Origin of the sequence: Pseudomonas sp. JQ170C (assembly GCF_035581345.1) — a bacterium.
Taxonomy (GTDB): Bacteria; Pseudomonadota; Gammaproteobacteria; order Pseudomonadales; family Pseudomonadaceae; genus Aquipseudomonas.
Map to the genome: position 1 here is coordinate 3082226 of NZ_CP141608.1, position 20815 is coordinate 3103040.

Below are 20815 nucleotides of genomic sequence, written 5' to 3' on the forward strand. Positions count from 1 at the left end.
GCTGATCAACCGACGGTGTAGCCGGAGTGGCCCGGACGAATGTAGCGGGCCGGCTCCAGACCGCGCTCTTTCACCAGTCGATCAATGATCTGGATGATGTCGGTGGCATCCATGACGTTCACAAAATTGCCGTCCTGATCGAAGTTGATGTTCGCGCCATAGACCACCATCACCGTGTCGGTCGGCTCGGTGTTGTCGGCAGGCACACTGAAGGTATGGACCGAGCCGCCTGGCTCATAGAGGTAGCAACCGGCGGTTTGCGGCTGGTCCGGATACTCCACGTAGTTCCACTTGCCGGAGAGCGTGAACAGGTGAACAGGGCCGGTGTGGTAGTGGCATGGCAGACGCACGCCGGGCTGGAAGATGACCCGGAGCGTCCATACGCCAACGTTCGGGTCCAGGTACAAAGGCTGCACATCGACGCCCGGAAAGTGCGGCGCCAGGGCGTCCCGGTAAACCGGCAGTTCGTGGGTATTGAGGGTCAGCAGTTCGTGGTGTTCAAAAACCGGGATGGGCATGGGCATGGTTGTCGTCCTCTTACAGGCAGATTGAAATTGTTATGTGCCACCGCCGTCATACTGCGGCTCCGCCCTCACAACGAATTGCCATTTCATGCCACCGGTTTGTCATTTGCCGTCACGCCCATGCGTTCCCCACCATGAAAACGGCCCGCAGGCAAAGCCGGCGGGCCGTAGTCACGTCCGAGGGTGGGCGGCAAATCTGTTCGTCAACGCGCCTGGAAGTGCATGAACTTTTCCATCATTTGATCGACCGTGAAACTCGCCGGGCGTTGCCGTGGCGAGAACTCCTTGAAGGTTGCCAGGAACTGTTGCACACGGATCATCGCCGGCAGCGCGACCACTGCAACTTTCTTGTCCCACCAGACGTTGTAACTGTTGGAGTCCGTATCGGCGCGCTCGAACGGATCGCGGCGCAAGTTGAACACCTTGGGCACCCGCAATTGAACGAAAGGGTCACGCCAGACATCGAAGCGCTTGGCCCGCTGTTCAGCGAATACCACTTTCCAGTCGCCATCGCGCATGCCCAGCAACTGGCCGTCATCGCTGAAATAGTAGAAGTCGTTACGTGGCCCCTTCTGTGCCTGCCCTTGCAGGTAGGGCAGGAAGTTGTAGCCATCCAGGTGCACTTTGAATTGCTGGCCCCCCACCTGATAACCCGCCAGCAAGCGTTCTTTGACATCCGGCACGCCGGCGGCGGCCATCAGCGTCGGCAGCCAGTCCTGGCTGGACATGATTTCGTTTGAGATCCGTTGCGCCTGGAAGTGCCCCGGCCAGCGCACAATCGCCGGTACGCGGAAGCCGCCTTCCCAGTTCGTGTTCTTCTCACCCCGAAATGGCGTGATCCCGGCATCGGGCCACTGATTGAAATGCACACCGTTGTCCGTGGTGTAGAGCACGATGGTGTTATCGGCAATGCCCAGGTCGTCGAGCTGCTTGAGCAGTTGCCCGACATGGCCGTCATGCTCAACCATGCCGTCGTTATAGAACCCCTGCCCCGACTTGCCTGCGGCTTTGTCGCTGATGTGGGTGTAATAGTGCATGCGGCTGGAGTTGAACCAGACGAAGAAGGGTTTGTCGGCCTTTGCCGACTTGTCGATGAAGTTCATTGACGCCTGGAGAAACTCTTCGTCGATGGTTTCCATGCGTTTGCTGTTCAACGCGCCCAGGTCCTCGATCTTGCCATCGGCCCTGCTGTGGATCACCCCGCGTGGACGGATCAGCTTGTCGATGGCCGGATCCCGGGTCCAGTCGGGATCTTCCGGCCCTTCTTCCGCGTTGAGGTGGTAAAGGTTGCCGAAAAATTCGTCGAAGCCATGGTTGGTCGGCAGGAACTCGTCACGGTCACCCAGATGGTTCTTGCCGAATTGCCCGGTTGCGTAACCCAGCGGCTTGAGCAGTTCGGCGAGGGTCGGGTCCTGCTTCTGGATACCCACAGGCGCCCCGGGGACACCGACCTTGGTCAGGCCGGTGCGCACCGGATGCTGGCCCGTGATAAACGCAGCACGACCGGCCGTGCAACTCTGCTCACCGTAATAGTCGGTGAATATCGTGCCCTCCTGGGCCAGGCGATCAATGCTGGGTGTCTGATAACCCATCATTCCAAGGCTGTAGCGACTGATGTTGGTGATGCCGATGTCATCACCAAAAATCACCAGGATATTGGGTTTGTCTGCCGCCAGGGCCAGAGGGGGTATCGAGATACCAGACATTGCCAGTACGGCCATGCCGCACAAGCGCAGGAGTCGTGCACCGAGCTTCATCGTTCTGCTGTCCTTGTTCGTTGAGCGCAACCGGAGCGTTTCGTCATGACGCGTGAAAGCGTTTGAAGAGGTCGCCGTCGCTCACGGGGTTGCTCGCCATGACCGCACTGATGCGGGCCGGCGCTTAGTTATTGTTCGGGCTCACAGTTTTGGCGGGGGGGGCGGCGAAATTCTTGGCATTTCACGTCACGCCTTTGGCATTTGATGCCAGCCAAAAATTTGCCTGACGCCCTTGCAGGTATGCCTTTACTTTCGTCGATGCGCGGTGATAACTAAAAAAAGGTTATTCACGGAGGTCCGGGGATTGTGATTCTTGTGTTGTTGGTGGTGGTGTGGGCTGTGGGCTTATCCATTTTATGCGGCGACGCTGAGGGCCCCTTCCGCCCTTACGGCGGGTCCCTTTTGTCTTGGCAAAAGGAACCAAAACCGCTCGCTCCTACATACGGCCCTACGCTGCGCTTCGGGTTCCCTCGCTTCGGTGTCCTCCAGGGGCCTCGCGGCCTACGACTTGCTTCGCCAAGTCTACGGCTCGCGACTTCGGCATCCGCCGAAGGGTGCTGCGCACCTGCCCCCTCCAGACACCTACGCTCGGCCTCCTGAAGTCGCGAAGTTACGGGCGGCGCCTGTACTGGCGCATCTTCGAGATCAAAGTCCACTGCCAACAGCCAGGTGGAGCGGGCTCGGTGGGAGCGGGCTTGCCCCGCGATAGGTCCCCTGAGTCGTGCACATCCAGCTGCAACGCTGAAGTGCGATCACCGGCAGTTATGGATCTATCGGCAAGATTCAAAATCCATCGCGGGGCAAGCCCGCTCCCACAGATTGGGCCTGTTCCCACTGGCGGGAGCCCGCTCTTGATCTTGATCTTCATGCACGAAGGTTCAGGCGCCGCAGAGTGCGACTTCAGGAGGCCGAGTGGAGGTGCCTGTAGGGGCATCGGCGTAGACGAAGACGCGAGACGTAGACTTGGCGAAGCAAGTCGTAGGCCGCGTGGCCCCGGAGGGCGCCGGAGCGAGGGGACCCGGAGCGCAGCGTAGGGCCGTATGCAGGAGCAAGCGGTTTTGCCTACTTTTCCCAAGAGAAAAGTAGGCCGCCGTAAAGGCGGAAGGGGCCGTCAGCGTCGCTGCACGAAATGGATAAGCTCACAGCTCACAGCATCAACACCAACACCAACACAAGAATCACAACCCCCAGGCCCCAGCGAAGAACCCAAAAAACGCCGTATACCGAATAGCTCCGAACGCCAGCCATAACAACTCAAACAACACTCCTGTCGCCAAGGTAACTTCATGAAAACCACTGTTCTTGCCGCATCCTTGTTTTCACTCGCCCTTCCCGCGTTTGCCCAGATACCCGACACCCTGGCGAAGGACGCCTATGTCTATGGCTACTCGATTGACGAGGCCTACAAGTTCTTCTACGAGACAGCGGTAAAAACAGACACAGCGCTTAACCGTTTCCAGAACATCCGGCACCTGGCCGACGATACCTACACGGCGCACCCGACCATCAACAACGACACACTGCACCTGATGGGCTGGCTCGACGTCGCGGCCGAGCCGGTCATCGTCAGCGTGCCGAACATGGACAAAGGCCGTTACTGGATACTGCACACCATGGACATGGGGCACTACACCACCAGCATGATCGGCTCGCGCACACGCGCCAACCAGGGCGGGCATTTCATGTTCGCCGCGCGCGACTGGAAAGGCGAAGTGCCGGACAGCGTCACCGAAGTGATCCGCGTCGACTCCAACCTGGTGAAGTTGATGGGCAGGATCATGGCCACGGGGCCAGCAGACGAAAAAGTCGCACTCAACTACATGGACGACTGGAACGTGCGCACGCTCTCCGCCTACCTGGGCGTGCCCGGTCCAAAGGCCAAGCAGCGCACCTACCTGGACCCGGCGAAAACCACCTGGCTGCAACGGGTCAACTTTGTCCTCTGCGATGGCAGCATGGGCCAGGCCGACAAAAAATGGCTGGACCAGTACAAAGCAGTGGGCCTGGCGCCCTGCAAGGAAGACTTCACCCAGGAGCAACTGGCTGCTGCCAAACAAGGTGAAGTGCTGGGCATGCAGCACATCAAGGCGCTGGCCCCGAAGATGACCACCTCCGGCAAACTACTGGGCACCCGTGAACAACTCGGCGAAGGCGAGCGCGATCTGTTCGCCGAGGGCACCTACATCGGCCAGTGGGGCCTGCCGCCGGATGAAACCGTTTACCTCCAGGCCGTCACGGGCAGCGATGGCAAGGCCATCAACGGTGCCGCTGGCAAGGCCTATCGCATGCACTTCAAGGCACCCAAGGTCAGCGAGTTCTGGTCGTTCACCGCCTACGCGTCGGACAATCGACTGATGGCGCATAACGACATCAACCGCCATAGCCGGGGCGACCGCACCTTGACCCCGGATGCCGAAGGCAACTACACCCTCGAGCTCAGTGCCAAGGGCGACGCCAGCAACCCGAACTGGCTACCGATTCCGGAAAAAGACGCCTACGTCGTGCTCAGAATGTACGGTCCCAGCAAGGATGTGCAGCAAGGCAAGTACAGTTTCCCGGTTCTTGAGGTGGTAAATCCTTGAACCCGGGTTAGTTGTACCGCTGGCCTTCATCGAATCATTTCAACGTCGGCCAGCGGTACAGCGACGGCTCTTTGCGCATGAACCTTTCAATGGCATCGGTGAAGTACTGATCATTCATCGCCACCGCCTGCGCACTGCCTTCTGCTTCCAGTTGTGCCGCCAGGTTGCTTTCAAAGGTGCGCCCCAGCAGACGCTTGGTCAGAGCGAATGCCACAGGCGACATGTTGGCCAGACTGCGTGCCAGTTCTTCTGCGCGGGCAGCCAGGCGCTCGGGCGGGTGAATCTCCAGGGCAATTCCAAGGGCCAACGCCTCATGCGCAGCAACCTCGCGGGCGCTATAGATGATCTCCTTGGCCTTCTGATAACCGACAATCCGCGGCAGTGTGTACGTTGCGCCCAAATCCACCATGGCACCGATACGCGCAAACGACATGCACAAGCGTGCACGATCCGATGCGATCAGAAAGTCGCACGCAAGGGCCAGGCTGAAGCCGGCACCGAATGCGACACCGTCGACGGCCGCTATCACCGGTCGGTCGAAGTTCAACAACGTCGACACCAGGCGATTGGCTGACGCCATCACCTCGTTCAGTACAGACGCATCGGTCGAGCTGCCCATCATGCTGATGTCGCCACCGGAGCAAAAATCGTCGCCGGCGCCGGTCAGCAACACCGCGTTGACCTGCGGATCGTCGCGCAGGCGGCCAAATGTTCGTTCAAGTTCACCTATTGCTTGCCAGGTGAGGGCATTCTTGCGGCCCGGGCCCGAGAGTACGAGCGTTGCCAGGCCGTCTTCTACGGTAAGCACAACAGAGGTCATGTGATTTCTCGCGCTGGATTGTTGATAACGGTCCCATCCTGCTGTGTCCTTCCCGCTGGCCGATGGCGTTGCGCCAAGGGCCAGCCGGGAAGTTCAAACAGCAAACGTTGAATGAGGAATCAGCTCGCTCAGCGGATACCGGCGTTGCGCAACGCCGCGGGGGTGAAATCGACCATGGTCGGGCGGTAGGCGTAGTTCTGCCCGCGCTTGTTTTCATTCTGCATGTTGGAAACGATGTAGCGGCCAGCGATCAGGTCGTACACCGTAATGGCGGCAAAGTTGGCAGTGCCCTGGACATAGTCGTTGACCAAGTGCCCCTCTCCTACCCGCCACAGCTGACCGCGCGAATCGTAGTGATCGATCTCAACGGCAGCCCAGGTGTCCTCATCGAAATACATGCGACGCTTGGCATAAATGCTGCGCTCATTGGGCAGCACAGTCGCCTCGACCTCCCACACGCGGTGGAGCTCGTAGCGGGTCAGGTCCTGGTTGATGTGGCCGGGCTTGATGATCTGGTCGTACTTGAGCGTGGGCGAGAACAGCTTGTAGTTGTTGTACGGGATGTACATTTCCTTCTTGCCGATCAGCTTCCAGTCGTAACGGTCTGGCGCACCGTTGTACATGTCGGCCTGGTCAGCCACGCGCAGGCCGTCGGCGGCAGTGCCCGGGCCGTCGTAGGCGACCTGCGGGGCACGCCTGACCCGGCGCTGGCCGGCGTTGTAGGCCCAGGCCATGCGCGGGTCCTTGACCTGGTCGATGGTCTCGTGAACCAGCAACACATTGCCCGCCAGGCGTGCAGGCGAGGTTACCGTCTGCTTGACGTAGAACAGGATATTGGCGCTTTGCTCGGGATCAGTGTCCTTCATCAGCCAGGGAAAGCCGGTGCTCTGTTCGACGTTGACGATGGTGTAGCTGCCGTTGACCTGCGGCGTGGCCTGGGCAAGCTGCTGGATGAAACTGGCACCTCGATAGCGGGTCAAGTGGTTCCACACCACTTCGACCCCGTTCTTGGGAATCGGGAACGCGTAGTAGTGCGACTTCTCGAAGTCCTTCAGGCCGTAACCGTTGTTCACGGCCTGGGTCGTCAGGGCGCTGTTCTTTGCCGCGTCGTATACCGCCTGCGGAGCGGACGCCGTGCGTTGGGTCTTGTACACCGGCATCTTGTAGGTGTCGGGGTAGCGCTTGAACATTGCCAGCTGGCCGGCACTCAGTTTGTCCTTGTACTGCTCTGCGTTGGCTGCCGTGATCACAAACTGGGGTTGCTCGCCTTCAAAGGGGTTGCCGATGAAGTCATTGACCGCTGGTGCCGCGTTTTTCTTCAAGCCCCCCGTCCAGGCCGGGATACTGCCATCCGCGTTAGCGGCCTTCTCCCCGCCCAGCGGCGTGAGGCTGGTACCCAGCCTGGCCGCCTCTTCGGGCGAAACAGCGGCCATCGCGCTGCCTGCCAGCAGGGTTAACGTCAACGAGCCCATGCGCATCATTATTGTTGTATTCATGCTGTTTTCACCTTGTTGTGCGGGTATCAGAAGTTGACGCCGAAGCTCAGCGCGACGTAATCGCGATCACCGTTGGTGTTGAAGTCGCCGCCGAAGAAGTCCGTGTAACTCAGGCTGGCGGTGTATTGGTTGGCGTACTCGGCATCCACGCCGAGGCTGATGGCCTTGAGACCTTCCTCGAAGTTCGGGCCGTTACCTTCCACGTCATGGGACCAGGCCAGGTTCGGCGACAGGTTGATGCCGGCAATCACATTGGGGTAATCCAGTTTGCCGCGCAGGCGGTAACCCCAGGAGTCGGTGGTGTAGTAGCCGTGGCTGTTGCACTTTTGCTGCGGGTTGCTCGGGCGGGTGTCCCCAGGCGCCGCACCCGGCACCTGGCTCGGTGCGCCCGCGCAGGTTTGCGCTCCTGTCGCACCTGGCCCAGGGGCTGTCTGCAGCTCGCCGGCACCGAAGATCGTGCTGCGGCCGAAGCGCAGGTCCGCGCCATCGGAATCACCCAGGCCATTGATGCGGTTGTAACCCACCTCCCCCACTACGGTCAGGCGACTGGCGCCCATGACCTGGTCGAAGAACTGTGTGGCTGATACCTGGGTTTGCAGCACCGGCATGCGCTCATAACCCTTGAGCTCCGCGCCGGGTGCGCTGTTGGAGTGGCCGGAAATGAACAATGGCGAGTTCTTGTTATCCAGCGCCGCCAGGTTAGTGTCAGCGCCATTGAGCTGCAGCGGCATGTTCGGCCGGAAGCTGATCTCGCCGCCCAATGCGGTACCCGCGAGGTTGGTCGAGAAACTCAAGCCATAGAGCCGGATGTCTTCGGGGTAGACCACGTGGTAACTGGCCGTGCGGATCGCGTTGATGGCGCCCGGTACCGTTGCCAGGCCGGTGCCGCTACTGGCCGTGTTGGTGGCACGGGTAAAGTCCAGGTTGGGGTTGCGGCTGTGGTAATTGAGGAAGTAAGCGCCAAACTCGGTGTCGTTGACCTGCGGCACAAACCAGCGCAGCGCCACGCCGAACTGACCGCTGTCCTTGGCGTCCTTGGTTTTGGTGCGCGGTATGAAGGCATCGTCCACCCCACCGCCCTGTGTGCCCGCCCCTCCCACTGCCAACCCCGAGCCGGTGTTGCTGGCCACACCCGGGGGCAGATCCAGGCCGGCGATCACCACTCGATCGTTGCAACCTTCGGGGGTCACGTCATTGCCGAAGAAGGTGCCGCAGTTATCAATCACCGAGCTCTTCCATTCCAGCTGGTAGAAGGCTTCTGCTGTCAAATTCTCCGACAGGCCCTGGGATACATAGAGCAGATTGACCGGGATCAGACCTTCCTTGACTTCGGCCCCAGGGCGCCGCAGGGCCGCCACGTCGATAGGGTTGATGCTGTTGATCGAGTTGCCGATGAAGGTGCTCTCGCCCCAGCTCACCACCTGCTTGCCCAGGCGCACGTTTCCCGCAAGGTCCGCGAGGCTGTAGTTGTGGTAGACGAAACTGTCGAGGAACATCGCCCCGGACGACTTGGCGGCACGGTCGCGACCCTGGTCGTCGATGTCGTAGAACGGCCGGCTTTCATCCATCAGCTCAGCGTCATACCAGTATTTGCCACGGACAAACGCACCGCTGTCGCCGTACTTCAGCTCCAGGTCATGCACGCCCTTGAAGATTTTCGAGAAGGTCTCGCCCTTCTTGAAGTTCAGCCGGTTGTCGTCGCTGGTACGCGACGAGGCATTGCCCCTGACGCCTTGTGAGTTGAAGTTGGAGATGAAGTCAGGGTCCGGGCTGCGGACAGACCAACTGGCCCCTACCGACAGCGACGAATCAAAGCTTGCCTCGATTTCCCCGACACTGAAATTGATGGCGTGCGCCTGTGCGCTGATGCCCACGGCAATGGCCGAGGCCAATAGATGCGGCCGAAAAATTCCGCGCGTTGTTGTTATTGTCATACGGCGCTCCAAGTACAGATGAGTGAACATGAACAAGCTAAAGGGATGCTATGAGACGCTGGTGTGCCACCCGCCCACTCACATGGAGGGGAAAGAGAGTGGGTGGGTGATCGATGCATTCAATTGACCGATGCAGGGTGGGCGGCCCGCGAATCAGGCCGCCCTTCGAGCGTCAACAGGCCGTCCAGCCGCCATCGACGCCGAGGGATTGGCCGGTCACGTAACTGGCGGCGGGCGACGCCAGGAACAGGCAGGCGCCGACGATTTCTTCGGGGTCGCCAAAGCGCCGCAACGGTGTCCGTTCGGTAACGCGCTGGCTCAGCCCTTCGTTCTTGCGCATGCCTTCGGTAAGGTCGGTGGAGAAATACCCCGGTGCGACGGCGTTGACCCGCACGCCGCGCGTTGCCCAGTCCATGGCCAGTTGCCGCGTCATGAGCTCGACGCCCCCCTTGGCGGCGCAATAGGCGGTGGTCCGGCTCAGGCCAAGGCGCCCGGCCACCGAAGTGATATTGATGATCGCGCCCTCCCCGGCGGCCAGCATGTGCTTGCCGGCGTGCTTGCAGGCGAGGAATACGCCGGTCAGGTTGACGTCGATGATCGCCTGCCACTGCGCAAGCGGTGTGTCCTCGGCGGCCTTGTACCAGGGGTTGATACCGGCGTTGTTGACCAGCACGTCAATGCGCCCCCAGGTGGCAACCACGGCCTCGCACATCGACTGGATAGCCGCCTCGCTGGACACATCGGCGGCGAAGGCTTGGGCCTCGCCGCCGGCTTCGATGATTTCGCGCCGGGCCTGCTCGAGGGTCTCGGCGTCACGCCCTACCAGCGCCACCCTGGCGCCCGCCTGGGCAAACCCCGCGGAAATCGCCCGGCCCAGACCGCGTCCACCGCCGGTAACGATCACCACCTTGCCTTGCAGGCCGTGCGCCTGCACCAATGCACCGCTCATTGCCCGGCCTTCGCGAGCTTGCGGGCAATGCTCCAGCGGTGCACTTCCGACGGGCCATCGTAAATACGGAACGCGCGCACATCGCGAAAGATCCGTTCGACTTCGGTGTCGCGGGTGATGCCCAAGCCACCAAGAATCTGCACACAGCGATCGACAACACGCCAGATCGCTTCGGCCGAATTGACCTTGACCATGCTGCTTTCGCTGCTGGCGCGTTCACCTTGATCAAGCAGCCAGGCGGTGTGCGCCACACCAAGGCGTACATGGTGCAAGTCGATCTCGTTGTCGGCGAGCATGAAACCGACCCCCTCGTGGCTGATCAGCGGCCCGCCGAACGCCCGTCGTGTACGCGCATGTTCGCTGGCGATGTCGTGCGCACGTTGCGCCGCCCCGAGCCAGCGCATGCAGTGGGTCAGGCGCGCTGGCACCAGGCGCACCTGCGCATAGCGAAAACCTTGGCCAACCTCACCGAGCACCTGATCACGGGGTACGAACAGGTTGTCGAGGACAATCTGTGCATGGCCACCGGGGAACGACGAGTCCAAGGTGTCGAGGGTACGTTCGATGCGAAACGCGGGGTTCGGCAGGTCAACCAGAAACATGGTCGCGCCGACGTCCTCGCCATCGACCAGGGTGCGCGCCATGATGATGCTGAATGCCGCGCCCTCGGCGCCGGTGATCAACCACTTGTCGCCGTTGATGACAAAACCGTCGTCGGTCGCCACTGCGGTGGTTTTCATCTGTGAAGGGTCTGCCCCGGCCCCCGGGTGCGGTTCGGTCATGCAGAAGCAGGAACGGGTTTCGCCCGCCACCATCGGCGCCAGCCAACGGGCCTGCTGGGCAGGTGTCGCGACCTGCTCGAGCATGTGCATGTTGCCTTCATCGGGCGCCGCGCAGTTGAGTGCCACCGGGCCAAGCATCGAGTAGCCGGCGGCCTCGAAAATCACTGCCTTGTCCTGGTGCGACAGCCCCAACCCGCCCAGGTGCTTGCTCGCCTGGGGAGTCAGCAAGCCCGCTTCACGGGCCTTTTCCACCAACACCTGGCGCAGGCTCGCCTCGGGACCGTGGGCACCCCGGCGCGTGTCGTGCTCATAGGGCATGACGACATCGCGGATAAAGGCACGGGTTTTCTCGCGCAGGGCGAGTTGCTCGGGAGACAGGGAAAAATCCATGGGATGCTCTCTTTAGAAAATCGTGTCGCTGATGATGTCGAGGGTGAAGGTGTGCAGGTCGTTGGCCAGGGTGTCGAAACCGGCATAGCGCGGGTCATCGACTTCGCCGCTGCGGTAACGCTGGTAAAGCTGCTGGAACACGACCGCCAGCTTGAACTGGGTCAGCACCCGATACGGTTTGAACTCATCCAGCGAGCGGCCCGAGAGGCTGGCGTAGGCCCGGGCGACCTGCTCGCGAGTGAGAAAACCGGGCTGCGCCGTCGGCATTTGCCCCAGCGCCTGCATACCGGCGGGATCACCGGCCTCGGTCCAGTAGCTGAGCAATGTGCCCAGGTCGAACAGCGCATCGCCACGGGTGCCCATGTCCCAGTCAAGAATGGCCACCGGTTCGTGGCTCACAGGGTCGAGGAGGATGTTGTCGAACTTGAAATCGTTGTGCAGCAGCACCGGTGTCACAGGCTTGGGGTCGGCAACCTGCGCCAGCCAGTCCATGGTTTGCCGCGCAGCGGCACTCGGCGCCCCCAGGCTGACCCGCTCGCAGCGCGCGCTCCAGCCTTCGGCCGTACGCCGGAAAAAGCCCTCCGGACGCCCCAGCTCGGCAAGATCGACAGCGTGCACGTCGATCTGATGAAGGGCTGCGAGTGTCCTGACCGCCATCTGCGACAGCTGCAGGCCCAGCGCTTGCGTCTCGGGTAGCGGTGCCAGGCTCGCCCCTCGCACCGCCACGCCATCGCGGTACTCGAGCAACTGGAACGGTGCGCCGGCGATACTCGCGTCTTCACACAGGTGATAGCTGCAAGGCGCAAGGGCAAACCCCTGCGACAGCCTCGAAAGGATGCGGTGCTCGCGGCGCATGTCATTGGCGCCGGGGGGTAACGGGCCTGCCGGCGCGCGGCGCAGCACCATCCATTGGCCATTGACCCGTAGCAGGTAGTTGAAGTTGGCCAGGCCGCCGACAAACTGCCGGGGTGCCAGGTGGGTATCGACCTCCAGACCGTGCGCCTGCAAATAATGGCAAACCGCAGGCCAGTCCAGTGGATGCGTCTCGGCCAGGGAGCGCAAGGCTGCGCCTGGCGGGTAGTTGTCAACGGCGTGCAGCAACACAGGATCAAACGCGCCAGTCACAGTGACCTCACAGTGGTAAAAGAAAAGCGATCGCGGGAATCAGCCCCCGCGATCGGCCAGGTGTCAGCCGGTTTTCCAGACCGATGCCTTGGCATCCAGCGCCGCAAGGACCTGCTCGGTGTGCGCACCGGGCTTCGGTACCTCGCCAGGTGTCACGACCTGACCGTTGAAGCGCGGGGCCACACGGGTCTGCAGCAGCTCATCACGGGTGAAGTAGGTCTCGCGTGCCAGCAGATGGGGGTGTGTGGCCGCCTCATGGGGCGCCAGCACGGGGGCGAAGCAGACGTCGGTACCTTCCAGCAGCGCGCACCAGTAGTCACGGACGCGGCTGGCGAACAGCTCGGTGAAGTGCTGACGCTGCTCGGGCCATAACCCGCGATCCCATTGGCTGGCAAAGCGGCTGTCACCCTGCAGGCCCAGCTTCTCCAGCAGCAGCGCATGGAACTGCGGCTCAATCGATCCGAGGGTGACAAAGCCGCCATCAGCGCAGCGGTAGGTGGCGTAGAACGGCGAGCTGTCGTGCATGTTGTTGCCGCGCCCATCACCCATGTAGCCGACGTTGCGGGTCGACAGCATCAGTTGCAGCATGTGCGCCGAACCATCGACGATCGCCGCATCGACCACCGCACCTTCGCCGCTTGTGCGTGCCTTGATGATCGCGCTGAGCAACCCGATGGTCAGGTAGAGCGCGCCACCGGCGATATCGCCCAGGGTGGCAAACAGCGACGAAGGCGGCGTGTCGGCCGTGCCGTTATGGAACAGCGCGCCCGAAAGCGCTGCGTAGTTGTTGTCGTGTCCGGCGGCCTGGGCCATCGGTCCCTGCTGCCCCCAGCCCGTCATCCGCCCATAGACCAGCCTGGGGTTGCGTGCCAGACACTCCTTCGGCCCCAGGCCCAGACGCTCCATCACACCGGGGCGCATGCCCTCGATCAGCGCGTCGGCATCCTCGATCAGGCGCAGCACCAGCTCACGCCCTTCAGGAGTCTTCAGGTTGGCAAGCACCGAACGCTTGCCCCGGTTTAGCAGATTGACGCGCCCATCGTCTGCGCGCTCCACGGCGATCACCTCAGCACCCAGGTCGGCCAGGTGCATGGCGGAAAACGGCCCAGGGCCGATCCCGCAGATTTCCACGATCTTGATACCTTGCAGCATGAGTAAGCTCCGGCTCTTGAAGCACAAACGTCGAGTAGCGTGGCTGCTGAATTGCTCAGGCCACATCCATCATCTGGCTGTACACCTTGAGGTGGTGGTCGTCGTCCCCGAACTGGTGACTGAGCATCAACAGGTGCTTGGCGTGGTGTGCCAGTAAATATTCCCAGGTCAGGCCGATGCCCCCGTGAAGCTGAATCCCCTCGTCCGCGATCAGGCGCCCGGCCCGCACGATCACCCGCTTGGCAGCCGCAAGCGTGCGCGTGCGTTCGGCGCTGTCGGGCGCATCGGCGGCACAAGCCGCGAGAATGGCCATGGAGGTCGCCAGGTCCAGTTCGATACGCATGTCCACCATGCGGTGCTGCAGTGCCTGAAACTTGCCGATCACCTGGCCGAACTGCTTGCGGGTCTTGAGATAGTCGAGGGTCAGCGCGCAGGCCGCTTCCATGCTGCCTACCGCTTCGGCGCATTGCGCGGCAATCGCCCGGCCTTGCTGGTAGCGCAAGGCGGCCAGGGCCTGGCCTTCGTCGCCGAGCAGGCCGGCGGCGCTGACGAAGGCGCCATCGAGGTACAGTTCGCACGCCTTGCGCCCGTCCTGGGTGGCATACGCGCGGCGTTGAACGCCAGCACTGTTGGGGTCAAGCAGGAACAGCGAGATACCGGTTTCATCACGTGCCTGGCCGCTGGTACGCGCCGAGACCAGTATCAGGCCAGCGCTTTGCCCACCGATCACCACCGATTTACGCCCCTTGAGTTTCCAGCCGCCCTGCACTTTTTCGGCGACGGTCTGCACGTCGGGCAACTGGTAATGGCTGGTGGTCTCCATGAGCGCCGCCGCCAGTTGCAGTTGCCCGCTGGCGACCTGGGGCAGCAGTTCCTGACGCTGGGCCTCGCTGCCCAACTGTTCGATCAGGCCACCGGCGAGCACCACCGAGTGCAAGTAAGGTTCAAGGCACAAACCGCGGCCGAGCTCGGTGGCAATGAGCATGAGGTCAACGCCGTTGCCACCCATGCCACCGACGCGCTCGGAAAACGGCACGGCGGTCAGGCCCAACGCTGCCAGGAGCTGCCAGAACGTCGTGCTGAACCCCGCTTCGCTTTGCCGGCTTCGCTCGCGGTGCTCGAAACCGTAGTCATCGCGCACCAGGCGCGCGACGGTGTCCTGCAGCATCTTCTGCTCTTCGCTCAGTTGAAAATCCATGGTCGCTCTCCCCTTACAGCTCAAGAATCATTTTGGCGATGATGTTTTTCTGAATTTCATTGGAACCGCCGTATACCGAGGCCTTGCGCATGTCGAGGTATTGCGTCGCCGGTGTGGTGCTGTAGTCACGGTAAAGATCGGCCTGTTCGCCATAACCCAGCTCGTCTTCAATGAACGGCATGGCATACGGCCCCAGGGCCTTGCTCATCAGGTAGGTGATGGCCTGGCGAATTTCAGTGCCCTTGATCTTCAAAAACGAGCTTTCCGGCCCGGGCACGCCACCATCACGGGCGGCGGCGACAATGCGCAGGTTGCTCATTTCGATGGCCATCAGCTGGATCTCCACTTCGGCGATCTGCACTCGGAACAGCGGGTCGTCAATCAGGGGGTCGCCGTTGTGCACCTGGCTGCTGGCGATCTGCTTGAGGCGGGCGAGCATCTGCCTGGCCTGGCCGATGCCGGCAATGCTGGTGCGCTCATGGGTCAGCAGGTATTTGGCGCAGGTCCAGCCTTCGTTCTCGCGACCGACCAGGTTCTCGACCGGTACCCGCACGTTGTCGAAAAACACTTCGTTGACTTCATGCTCCCCGTCGAGGGTGATCACCGGTCGCACACTGATGCCCGGTGTTTTCATGTCGATCAGCAAAAAGCTGATGCCCCGCTGCTGTTGCGCCTGCGGGTCGGTGCGCACCAGGCAGAACATCCAGTCGGCGTAGTGCGCCAGTGTGGTCCAGGCTTTCTGGCCATTGACCACGTACACGTCGCCGTCACGCTCGGCGCGGGTGCGCAGGCTGGCAAGGTCGGACCCTGCTCCAGGCTCCGAGTAGCCCTGGCACCACCAGTCGTCACTGTTGAGAATGCGCGGCAAAAAGCGCGCCTGCTGCTGCGGCGTCCCGAACTTGATAATCACCGGGCCGACCATGTTGACCCCGAACGGCACGATGCCGGGAGCCCCGACAGCGGCGCACTCTTCTTCAAAAATGTGCTTTTGCACCACGCCCCAGCCAGTGCCGCCATGTTCGACCGGCCAACTCGCCGCCAGCCAGCCGCGCTCATTGAGCAAGCGCATCCAGGTCACCTGGTCGTGCTTGTTGAAGCGTTTGCCATGCCGGCCCCGGGCCGCAATCGCAGCGGGCAGCTGTTCATTCAGAAAGGCACGGACTTGCTCGCGAAACATCAATTCGTCGGGGGTATAGCGGATGTCCATCTTCGGCTCCTCAATTTGAATCACAAGGGCTCAAACGCCCCGATACACAGGGGGACGCTTTTCTTCAAACGCCTTGATGGCCTCTTTATGATCGGCGCTGAAGAAGTTTTCCTTTTCCAGTGCCAGTGAGGTATCGAGGACAAGGTTGACGGTGTCGCGCAGAATCTGGTTGACCGAGGCCTTGCTCGCCTGAATGGCCAGGCGCGGGCCATCGGCCAGGCGCCGGGCCATCGCCGTCGCTACCGTGAGTGTTTCGCTGTCGGCCACCACCTGGTTGACCAGGCCGATGCGTTCGGCCTCGCTGGCGCTCAGGCTGTCGCCGGTAAACAGGTATTGCTTGGCGCGCGCCGGGCCCACCAGCAGCGGCCAGATCGCCGAGCCACCGTCACCGGCGGCAACGCCGATGCGCACATGCGGGTCGGCGAGCTTCGCTGATTCGGCGACGTAGATCATGTCGCAGAACAACGCCAGGGTTGCCCCCAGGCCCGCGGCATGGCCGTTGACGGCGGCGATGATCGGCTGCGGCAGTTCGAGCATGTCGATGATGATCTTGCGTGCTTCGCGAAACAGCTGGTCGAGGCCGCGCTGGTCGATGTCACGGAACCAGGCCAGGTCGCCCCCGGCGCAGAAGCCGCGGCCCTCGCCGGTCAGTACCACGGCATGTACAGCTCGATTGCCGGCGATCTCGGCGAAGACCCGTGAGAGCTCTTCGTGCAAACCGGCATTGATGGCGTTCATCGCCTCGGGCCGGTTCAGGCGCAGCGTCAACACGCCGCGATCAAGGTCGAAGGTGATGAACTGATAGTGTTCAGCATTCATGGGGCGATCCTTTAAATCAATGTCAGTTGGAAATCAGGCCATCACGCCGGCATCGACCACGAAGTGGCCGCCGGTGGCGTACGAGGATTTGTCGGAGGCCAGCCACAGCACCATCTCTGCCTGTTCGCGCGGCTCGCTGAAACGCCGCAGGGCTGTGCTGCGCACCAGGGCTTCGGTGGCCTTGGCGTCGAAGTGACTGTCCGGGCCGACCACCATCGGGGTATCCACGAACCCTGGGCACAGGGCGTTGATACGCACGCCGTACTTGCCGTATTCGAGCGCTGCGCTGCGGGTCAGGCCGATGACCCCGTGCTTGGAGGCGCTATAGGCGGCACCGCCCGGGGTACCCTGCAGCCCCATGATCGATGCCGTGTTGATGATCGAACCGCCACGGGCTTTCATGGCGCGCAGCTCATGCACCATGCAGTTGAAGACCCCCGTCAGGTTGATATCCAGGACGTTGAGCCAGTTTTCCAGCTCGAGGTTCTCCGTCAGGCCAACGCCGCCACTGATGCCGGCATTGTTGAAGGCGATGTCCAGCCGACCGTATCGCCCCAGCGTGGCTTCGACCAATTCGGCGCAGGCGAAGTCCTGACGGACATCGGTGCGCTGGAAGAACGCCTGGCCACCGGCTTGTCGGATTTCTTCAACCACAGCCAGGCCGGCCGCCTCGCTCATGTCGGCAACCGCCACACGAGCGCCTTCCTGGGCGAACAGCAGGGCGGTGGCCCGGCCAATGCCGGAGGCGCCGCCGGTCACGATGGCAACCTTGTCGTGCAAAAGGGTCATAGCAACGTCCATTGAAAAGTGCTGATAAGTACTGATGAGAGGTGCGGGTATGCGGCTCAGGCCGACAGCCCGCCGTCGATCACGAAGTGGCCGCCGGTGCTGTAGGAGGAGCGATCGCTGGCCAGCCACAGCACCATTTCGGCCATCTCTTCGGCGCGGCCCTGGCGGCGCAGCGCGCTTGCTTTGATTGCGCCGTTGACCATCTTTTCGTTGAAGCCGCTGTCGGGGCCTGCGGTCATCGGCGTCTCGATCAATCCCGGGCACAGCGCATTGATGCGCACGCCATACTTGCCGTATTCCAGCGCCGCGCTGCGGGTCAGGCCGATGACCCCGTGTTTCGACGCCGAGTAGGCGGCGGCCCCGTAGGTGCCGCTGATACCGGCGACCGACGCGGTGTTGATGATCGAGCCCCCCTTGGCCTTCATCGCCAGCAGCTCGTGGACCATGCAATTGAACACGCCCGTCAGGTTCACATCGAGCATGCGCTGCCAGAGCGCCAGGCCCTGGTCCTCGGTCAAGGTCGGTGCGGCGAAGATGCCGGCGTTATTGAAGGCGATATCCAGTTGTCCGTATTGCAGCAAGGTCTGCGCAACCATGGCCGCACAGCTTTCGTCGCTGCGCACGTCGACATGCTCAAAGCAGGCAATGCCACCCGCCTGCTCGATGTCGCGCACCACCTGCTTTCCTGACGACTCGCTCATGTCAGCGACCACCACCTTGGCGCCTTCGCGAGCGAACAGCATCGCTGTCGCCCGCCCTATGCCGGAAGCGCCCCCCGTCACGATTGCAACCTTGCCTTGTAGATCCGCCATAAACACTCCTGGAAACGCCCGACTGCACAACCCGGCGCACGCACCGGACACTCGGCGAAATTGATAGAGGCATCTGTCGGGCCGGCTGAGATCGGCCCTGTCGCACAAGGCTACGGTAGCGATGAAAGGGCCTCCCCCACTCTCGCCGAGTGGCTGGTGAGGGGGCTGGTGGTGCGCGCTATCGCCTTGAACTACGCAGGTTTTGAGCCGCCAGTAGCAGGGTTACCCCCCCTCCGCGTCCACTCTTTGAGGGCAGGTCCCCCCCGCAAGGCCCACCCGTAAATTGGGGGGGTGAGCCGGCCCAGCCGCCTTGGCCTCGCCCAGCGTGCGAGGCACCACCAACCCGTAAGGAGCAAGCGATGTCTAAAGCGTATGTAGTCGGGGTAGGTATGATCCCGTTCCTCAAGCCAGGTGCCAGCGGGTCCTATATAGAGATGGGGGCAGATGCCACCCGCCAGGCCCTCAAGGATGCCGGGCTGGACTATCAGCTTGTGCAGCAGGCCTATGTCGGCTACGTCTACGGCGACTCGACCTCGGGCCAGTCGGCACTCTATGAGGTCGGTCTGAGCGGTATTCCGGTAGTCAACGTCAACAACAACTGCTCTACCGGTTCCAGCGCCCTGTTCCTGGCACGCCAGGCCGTGGAGAGCGGTGCGGTGGAATGCGCCCTGGCCCTGGGGTTCGAGCAGATGCAACCGGGCGCCCTGAAGAACCAATGGGAAGACCGCCCAGGCGCCATGGGCAAATGCAGCGAAATCGCCAGCCAGTTGACCGCCGACGCCGTGGGCGTGCCGATGGCCCTGCAGATGTTCGGCGGCGCCGGTCGCGAGCACATGCAGAAATACGGCACCCAGATGAGCACCTTCGCGGCCATCCGCGCCAAGGCCAGCCGCCATGCTGCCAACAACCCGCTGGCGCTGTTTCGCAAAGTGGTCAGCACCGAAGACGTCATGAACGACCAGGTGGTCTGGCCTGGGGTGATGACCCGTCTGATGGCCTGCCCGCCGACCTGCGGCGCCGCCGCCGCGATCATCTGCAGCGAAGCCTTCGCCAAGAAGCATGGCCTGCGCACTGACGTGGTGATCCTCGCCCAGTCGATGACCACCGATAAGCCGGTCTCGTACGAGCCGGCCTCGATGATTCAAATGGTCGGCTTCGACATGGCCCAGCGTGCGGCCCGCGAAGTCTACGAGAAAGCTGGCGTTTCGCCGCAGGACATCCGCGTGGCCGAGATGCATGACTGCTTCGCCCACAACGAACTGCTCACCTACGAATCCCTTGGCCTGTGTGATGTAGGTGGAGCCGAGCGCTTCGTGCTCGATGGCGACAACACCTATGGCGGCCAGGTGGTGACCAACCCGTCCGGCGGCCTGCTCTCCAAGGGTCACCCATTGGGTGCCACGGGCCTGGCCCAGTGCTACGAGCTGACCCATCAGTTGCGCGGCAGCGCCCAGGAGCGTCAGGTCGAGGGTGTAAACCTTGCCCTCCAGCACAACCTGGGGCTGGGCGGCGCGTGCGTCGTGACCCTGTACGGTCGCGGCTGATCCCCTTATTTCCTTACCCGCCGGAGAAAATCAAATGGCAGACAAGAGTCTGATCGGCCGTTCCCTGGGCGTCAGCAGCGCCGAAGTCGAAAAAGGCCGCTTGCGCTTTTTCGCCAAGGCCATTGGCGAAACCGACCCGGTCTACACCGATGAAGCCGTGGCAAAGGCCGCGGGCTACAAATCCCTGCCCGTTCCGCCAACGTTCCTCATGTGCCTGCAAAGTGAGGGACGCGACCTGGTCGAGCAACTGAACATCTACGGTTTCGACCTGGGCCGCATCCTGCACGCCGAGCAAGGCTTCACCTACCACAAACCCGCGGTCGCCGGAGATGTGCTGACATTCGATACGCGAGTCGTCGATGTCTATGAAAAAAGAGGCGGTGCCCTGCAGTTCGTGGTCAATGAAACCCGCGTGACCAATCAGGATGGCGAGCACATTGCCGACATCCGTTCCTCCCTTGTCCAGCGCTGAGGAGCCACCGATGACTACCCTTCAATACTCGGATATCCAGGTCGGTGACGAACTTGCAGCATTGACCTTGCCGGCGGTCAACCGTACCACCCTCGCCCTCTACTGCGGGGCTTCGGGTGACCACAACCCGATCCATGTCGACATCGACTTCGCTCGCAAGGCACGCATGCCCGACGTCTTCGCCCACGGCATGTTGTCTGCCGCCTACCTCGGGCGCCTGCTGACCGCCTGGGTGCCACAGGCACAACTGCGTGACTTTTCCATGCGCTTTACCGGCATCACCCAGCTAGGCCATGTGCCGACTTGCACCGGCAGCGTTATCGAAAAATTCGAAATCGCAGGCGAGAAGCGCGTGCGTGTGCAAATCCGCTGTGCCAACCAGCATGGCGAAGAGAAGCTGGCCGGCGAAGCCGTTGTCGCCCTGGCCTGAAGACCGCTAACACTCAAACAAGAAACGAGAACA

The 20815-nt window shown here is 62.1% G+C and carries 18 protein-coding genes; 4 read left to right on the forward strand and 14 right to left on the reverse strand.

The features are described from left to right. Window positions 1–5 precede the first annotated feature (5 nt). On the reverse strand, window positions 6–524 hold the full coding sequence (locus tag U9R80_RS14150; protein ID WP_301837651.1) for a 2,4'-dihydroxyacetophenone dioxygenase family protein: 519 nt from the start codon (window positions 522–524) through the stop codon (window positions 6–8). Between the two features lie 203 nt (window positions 525–727). Beyond that, entirely contained in the window at window positions 728–2281 is a 1554-nt protein-coding gene (locus U9R80_RS14155) for an arylsulfatase (protein WP_301837650.1), read from the reverse strand. 1286 nt (window positions 2282–3567) lie between these two features. Between U9R80_RS14155 and U9R80_RS14160 the strand changes: the two genes are divergently transcribed. Continuing rightward, complete coding sequence (locus U9R80_RS14160; RefSeq protein ID WP_301837649.1) at window positions 3568–4863, forward strand: DUF1254 domain-containing protein; 1296 nt, start codon at window positions 3568–3570, stop codon at window positions 4861–4863. 34 nt (window positions 4864–4897) lie between these two features. On the opposite strand, the gene U9R80_RS14165 is transcribed toward U9R80_RS14160, so the two are convergent. The 12 genes from U9R80_RS14165 to U9R80_RS14220 form a co-directional block, all read right to left on the reverse strand. After that, entirely contained in the window at window positions 4898–5683 is a 786-nt protein-coding gene (locus U9R80_RS14165; RefSeq protein ID WP_301837648.1) for an enoyl-CoA hydratase/isomerase family protein, read from the reverse strand. 128 nt (window positions 5684–5811) lie between these two features. Continuing rightward, on the reverse strand, window positions 5812–7179 hold the full coding sequence (locus U9R80_RS14170; RefSeq protein ID WP_301837647.1) for a DUF1329 domain-containing protein: 1368 nt from the start codon (window positions 7177–7179) through the stop codon (window positions 5812–5814). A gap of 26 nt (window positions 7180–7205) precedes the next feature. Further along, a complete protein-coding gene (locus U9R80_RS14175) occupies window positions 7206–9113 on the reverse strand; it encodes a DUF1302 domain-containing protein (RefSeq protein ID WP_301837646.1) in 1908 nt (635 codons plus the stop codon). 172 nt (window positions 9114–9285) lie between these two features. Beyond that, entirely contained in the window at window positions 9286–10062 is a 777-nt protein-coding gene (locus tag U9R80_RS14180) for an SDR family NAD(P)-dependent oxidoreductase (protein ID WP_301837645.1), read from the reverse strand. After that, entirely contained in the window at window positions 10059–11234 is a 1176-nt protein-coding gene (locus U9R80_RS14185; RefSeq protein WP_301837644.1) for an acyl-CoA dehydrogenase family protein, read from the reverse strand. The genes U9R80_RS14180 and U9R80_RS14185 overlap by 4 nt, the downstream gene beginning before the upstream one ends. A 12-nt stretch (window positions 11235–11246) precedes the next feature. Then, window positions 11247–12335, reverse strand: a complete 1089-nt coding sequence (locus U9R80_RS14190; RefSeq protein WP_324802988.1) for a phosphotransferase family protein — start codon at window positions 12333–12335, stop codon at window positions 11247–11249. An 87-nt stretch (window positions 12336–12422) separates the two neighbouring features. Next, the gene (locus U9R80_RS14195) at window positions 12423–13511 is read right to left on the reverse strand and encodes a CaiB/BaiF CoA transferase family protein (RefSeq protein ID WP_301837642.1); all 1089 of its coding nucleotides are present in this window, start codon (window positions 13509–13511) and stop codon (window positions 12423–12425) included. A gap of 55 nt (window positions 13512–13566) precedes the next feature. Further along, complete coding sequence (locus tag U9R80_RS14200) at window positions 13567–14709, reverse strand: acyl-CoA dehydrogenase family protein (RefSeq protein ID WP_301837641.1); 1143 nt, start codon at window positions 14707–14709, stop codon at window positions 13567–13569. Window positions 14710–14722: 13 nt separating this feature from the next. Further along, window positions 14723–15916 (reverse strand): acyl-CoA dehydrogenase family protein, encoded by a 1194-nt coding sequence (locus U9R80_RS14205; protein ID WP_301837640.1) that lies wholly within the window; start codon window positions 15914–15916, stop codon window positions 14723–14725. A 30-nt stretch (window positions 15917–15946) separates the two neighbouring features. Beyond that, entirely contained in the window at window positions 15947–16735 is a 789-nt protein-coding gene (locus tag U9R80_RS14210) for an enoyl-CoA hydratase/isomerase family protein (RefSeq protein ID WP_301837639.1), read from the reverse strand. A gap of 33 nt (window positions 16736–16768) precedes the next feature. After that, entirely contained in the window at window positions 16769–17524 is a 756-nt protein-coding gene (locus U9R80_RS14215) for an SDR family NAD(P)-dependent oxidoreductase (RefSeq protein ID WP_301837638.1), read from the reverse strand. Window positions 17525–17580: 56 nt separating this feature from the next. Continuing rightward, on the reverse strand, window positions 17581–18336 hold the full coding sequence (locus U9R80_RS14220; protein WP_301837637.1) for an SDR family NAD(P)-dependent oxidoreductase: 756 nt from the start codon (window positions 18334–18336) through the stop codon (window positions 17581–17583). Window positions 18337–18695: 359 nt separating this feature from the next. Here U9R80_RS14220 and U9R80_RS14225 point away from each other — a divergent pair, with 359 nt between their 5' ends. Genes U9R80_RS14225 through U9R80_RS14235 form a run of 3 tightly spaced genes read left to right on the forward strand, consistent with a single transcriptional unit; the run spans window position 18696 to window position 20782 of the window. After that, on the forward strand, window positions 18696–19880 hold the full coding sequence (locus U9R80_RS14225; RefSeq protein ID WP_301837636.1) for a lipid-transfer protein: 1185 nt from the start codon (window positions 18696–18698) through the stop codon (window positions 19878–19880). A gap of 34 nt (window positions 19881–19914) precedes the next feature. After that, a complete protein-coding gene (locus U9R80_RS14230) occupies window positions 19915–20352 on the forward strand; it encodes a MaoC family dehydratase N-terminal domain-containing protein (protein WP_301837635.1) in 438 nt (145 codons plus the stop codon). Between the two features lie 10 nt (window positions 20353–20362). After that, window positions 20363–20782, forward strand: a complete 420-nt coding sequence (locus U9R80_RS14235) for a MaoC family dehydratase (RefSeq protein ID WP_301837634.1) — start codon at window positions 20363–20365, stop codon at window positions 20780–20782. Window positions 20783–20815: the final 33 nt, after the last annotated feature.

Coding starts and splice junctions, on each gene's coding strand:
- U9R80_RS14150 (WP_301837651.1), bottom strand. CDS start 524: ATGCCCATGCCCATCCCGGTTTTTGAACACCACGAACTGCTGACCCTC.
- U9R80_RS14155 (WP_301837650.1), bottom strand. CDS start 2,281: ATGAAGCTCGGTGCACGACTCCTGCGCTTGTGCGGCATGGCCGTACTG.
- U9R80_RS14160 (WP_301837649.1), top strand. CDS start 3,568: ATGAAAACCACTGTTCTTGCCGCATCCTTGTTTTCACTCGCCCTTCCC.
- U9R80_RS14165 (WP_301837648.1), bottom strand. CDS start 5,683: ATGACCTCTGTTGTGCTTACCGTAGAAGACGGCCTGGCAACGCTCGTA.
- U9R80_RS14170 (WP_301837647.1), bottom strand. CDS start 7,179: ATGAATACAACAATAATGATGCGCATGGGCTCGTTGACGTTAACCCTG.
- U9R80_RS14175 (WP_301837646.1), bottom strand. CDS start 9,113: ATGACAATAACAACAACGCGCGGAATTTTTCGGCCGCATCTATTGGCC.
- U9R80_RS14180 (WP_301837645.1), bottom strand. CDS start 10,062: ATGAGCGGTGCATTGGTGCAGGCGCACGGCCTGCAAGGCAAGGTGGTG.
- U9R80_RS14185 (WP_301837644.1), bottom strand. CDS start 11,234: ATGGATTTTTCCCTGTCTCCCGAGCAACTCGCCCTGCGCGAGAAAACC.
- U9R80_RS14195 (WP_301837642.1), bottom strand. CDS start 13,511: ATGCTGCAAGGTATCAAGATCGTGGAAATCTGCGGGATCGGCCCTGGG.
- U9R80_RS14200 (WP_301837641.1), bottom strand. CDS start 14,709: ATGGATTTTCAACTGAGCGAAGAGCAGAAGATGCTGCAGGACACCGTC.
- U9R80_RS14205 (WP_301837640.1), bottom strand. CDS start 15,916: ATGGACATCCGCTATACCCCCGACGAATTGATGTTTCGCGAGCAAGTC.
- U9R80_RS14210 (WP_301837639.1), bottom strand. CDS start 16,735: ATGAATGCTGAACACTATCAGTTCATCACCTTCGACCTTGATCGCGGC.
- U9R80_RS14215 (WP_301837638.1), bottom strand. CDS start 17,524: ATGACCCTTTTGCACGACAAGGTTGCCATCGTGACCGGCGGCGCCTCC.
- U9R80_RS14220 (WP_301837637.1), bottom strand. CDS start 18,336: ATGGCGGATCTACAAGGCAAGGTTGCAATCGTGACGGGGGGCGCTTCC.
- U9R80_RS14225 (WP_301837636.1), top strand. CDS start 18,696: ATGTCTAAAGCGTATGTAGTCGGGGTAGGTATGATCCCGTTCCTCAAG.
- U9R80_RS14230 (WP_301837635.1), top strand. CDS start 19,915: ATGGCAGACAAGAGTCTGATCGGCCGTTCCCTGGGCGTCAGCAGCGCC.
- U9R80_RS14235 (WP_301837634.1), top strand. CDS start 20,363: ATGACTACCCTTCAATACTCGGATATCCAGGTCGGTGACGAACTTGCA.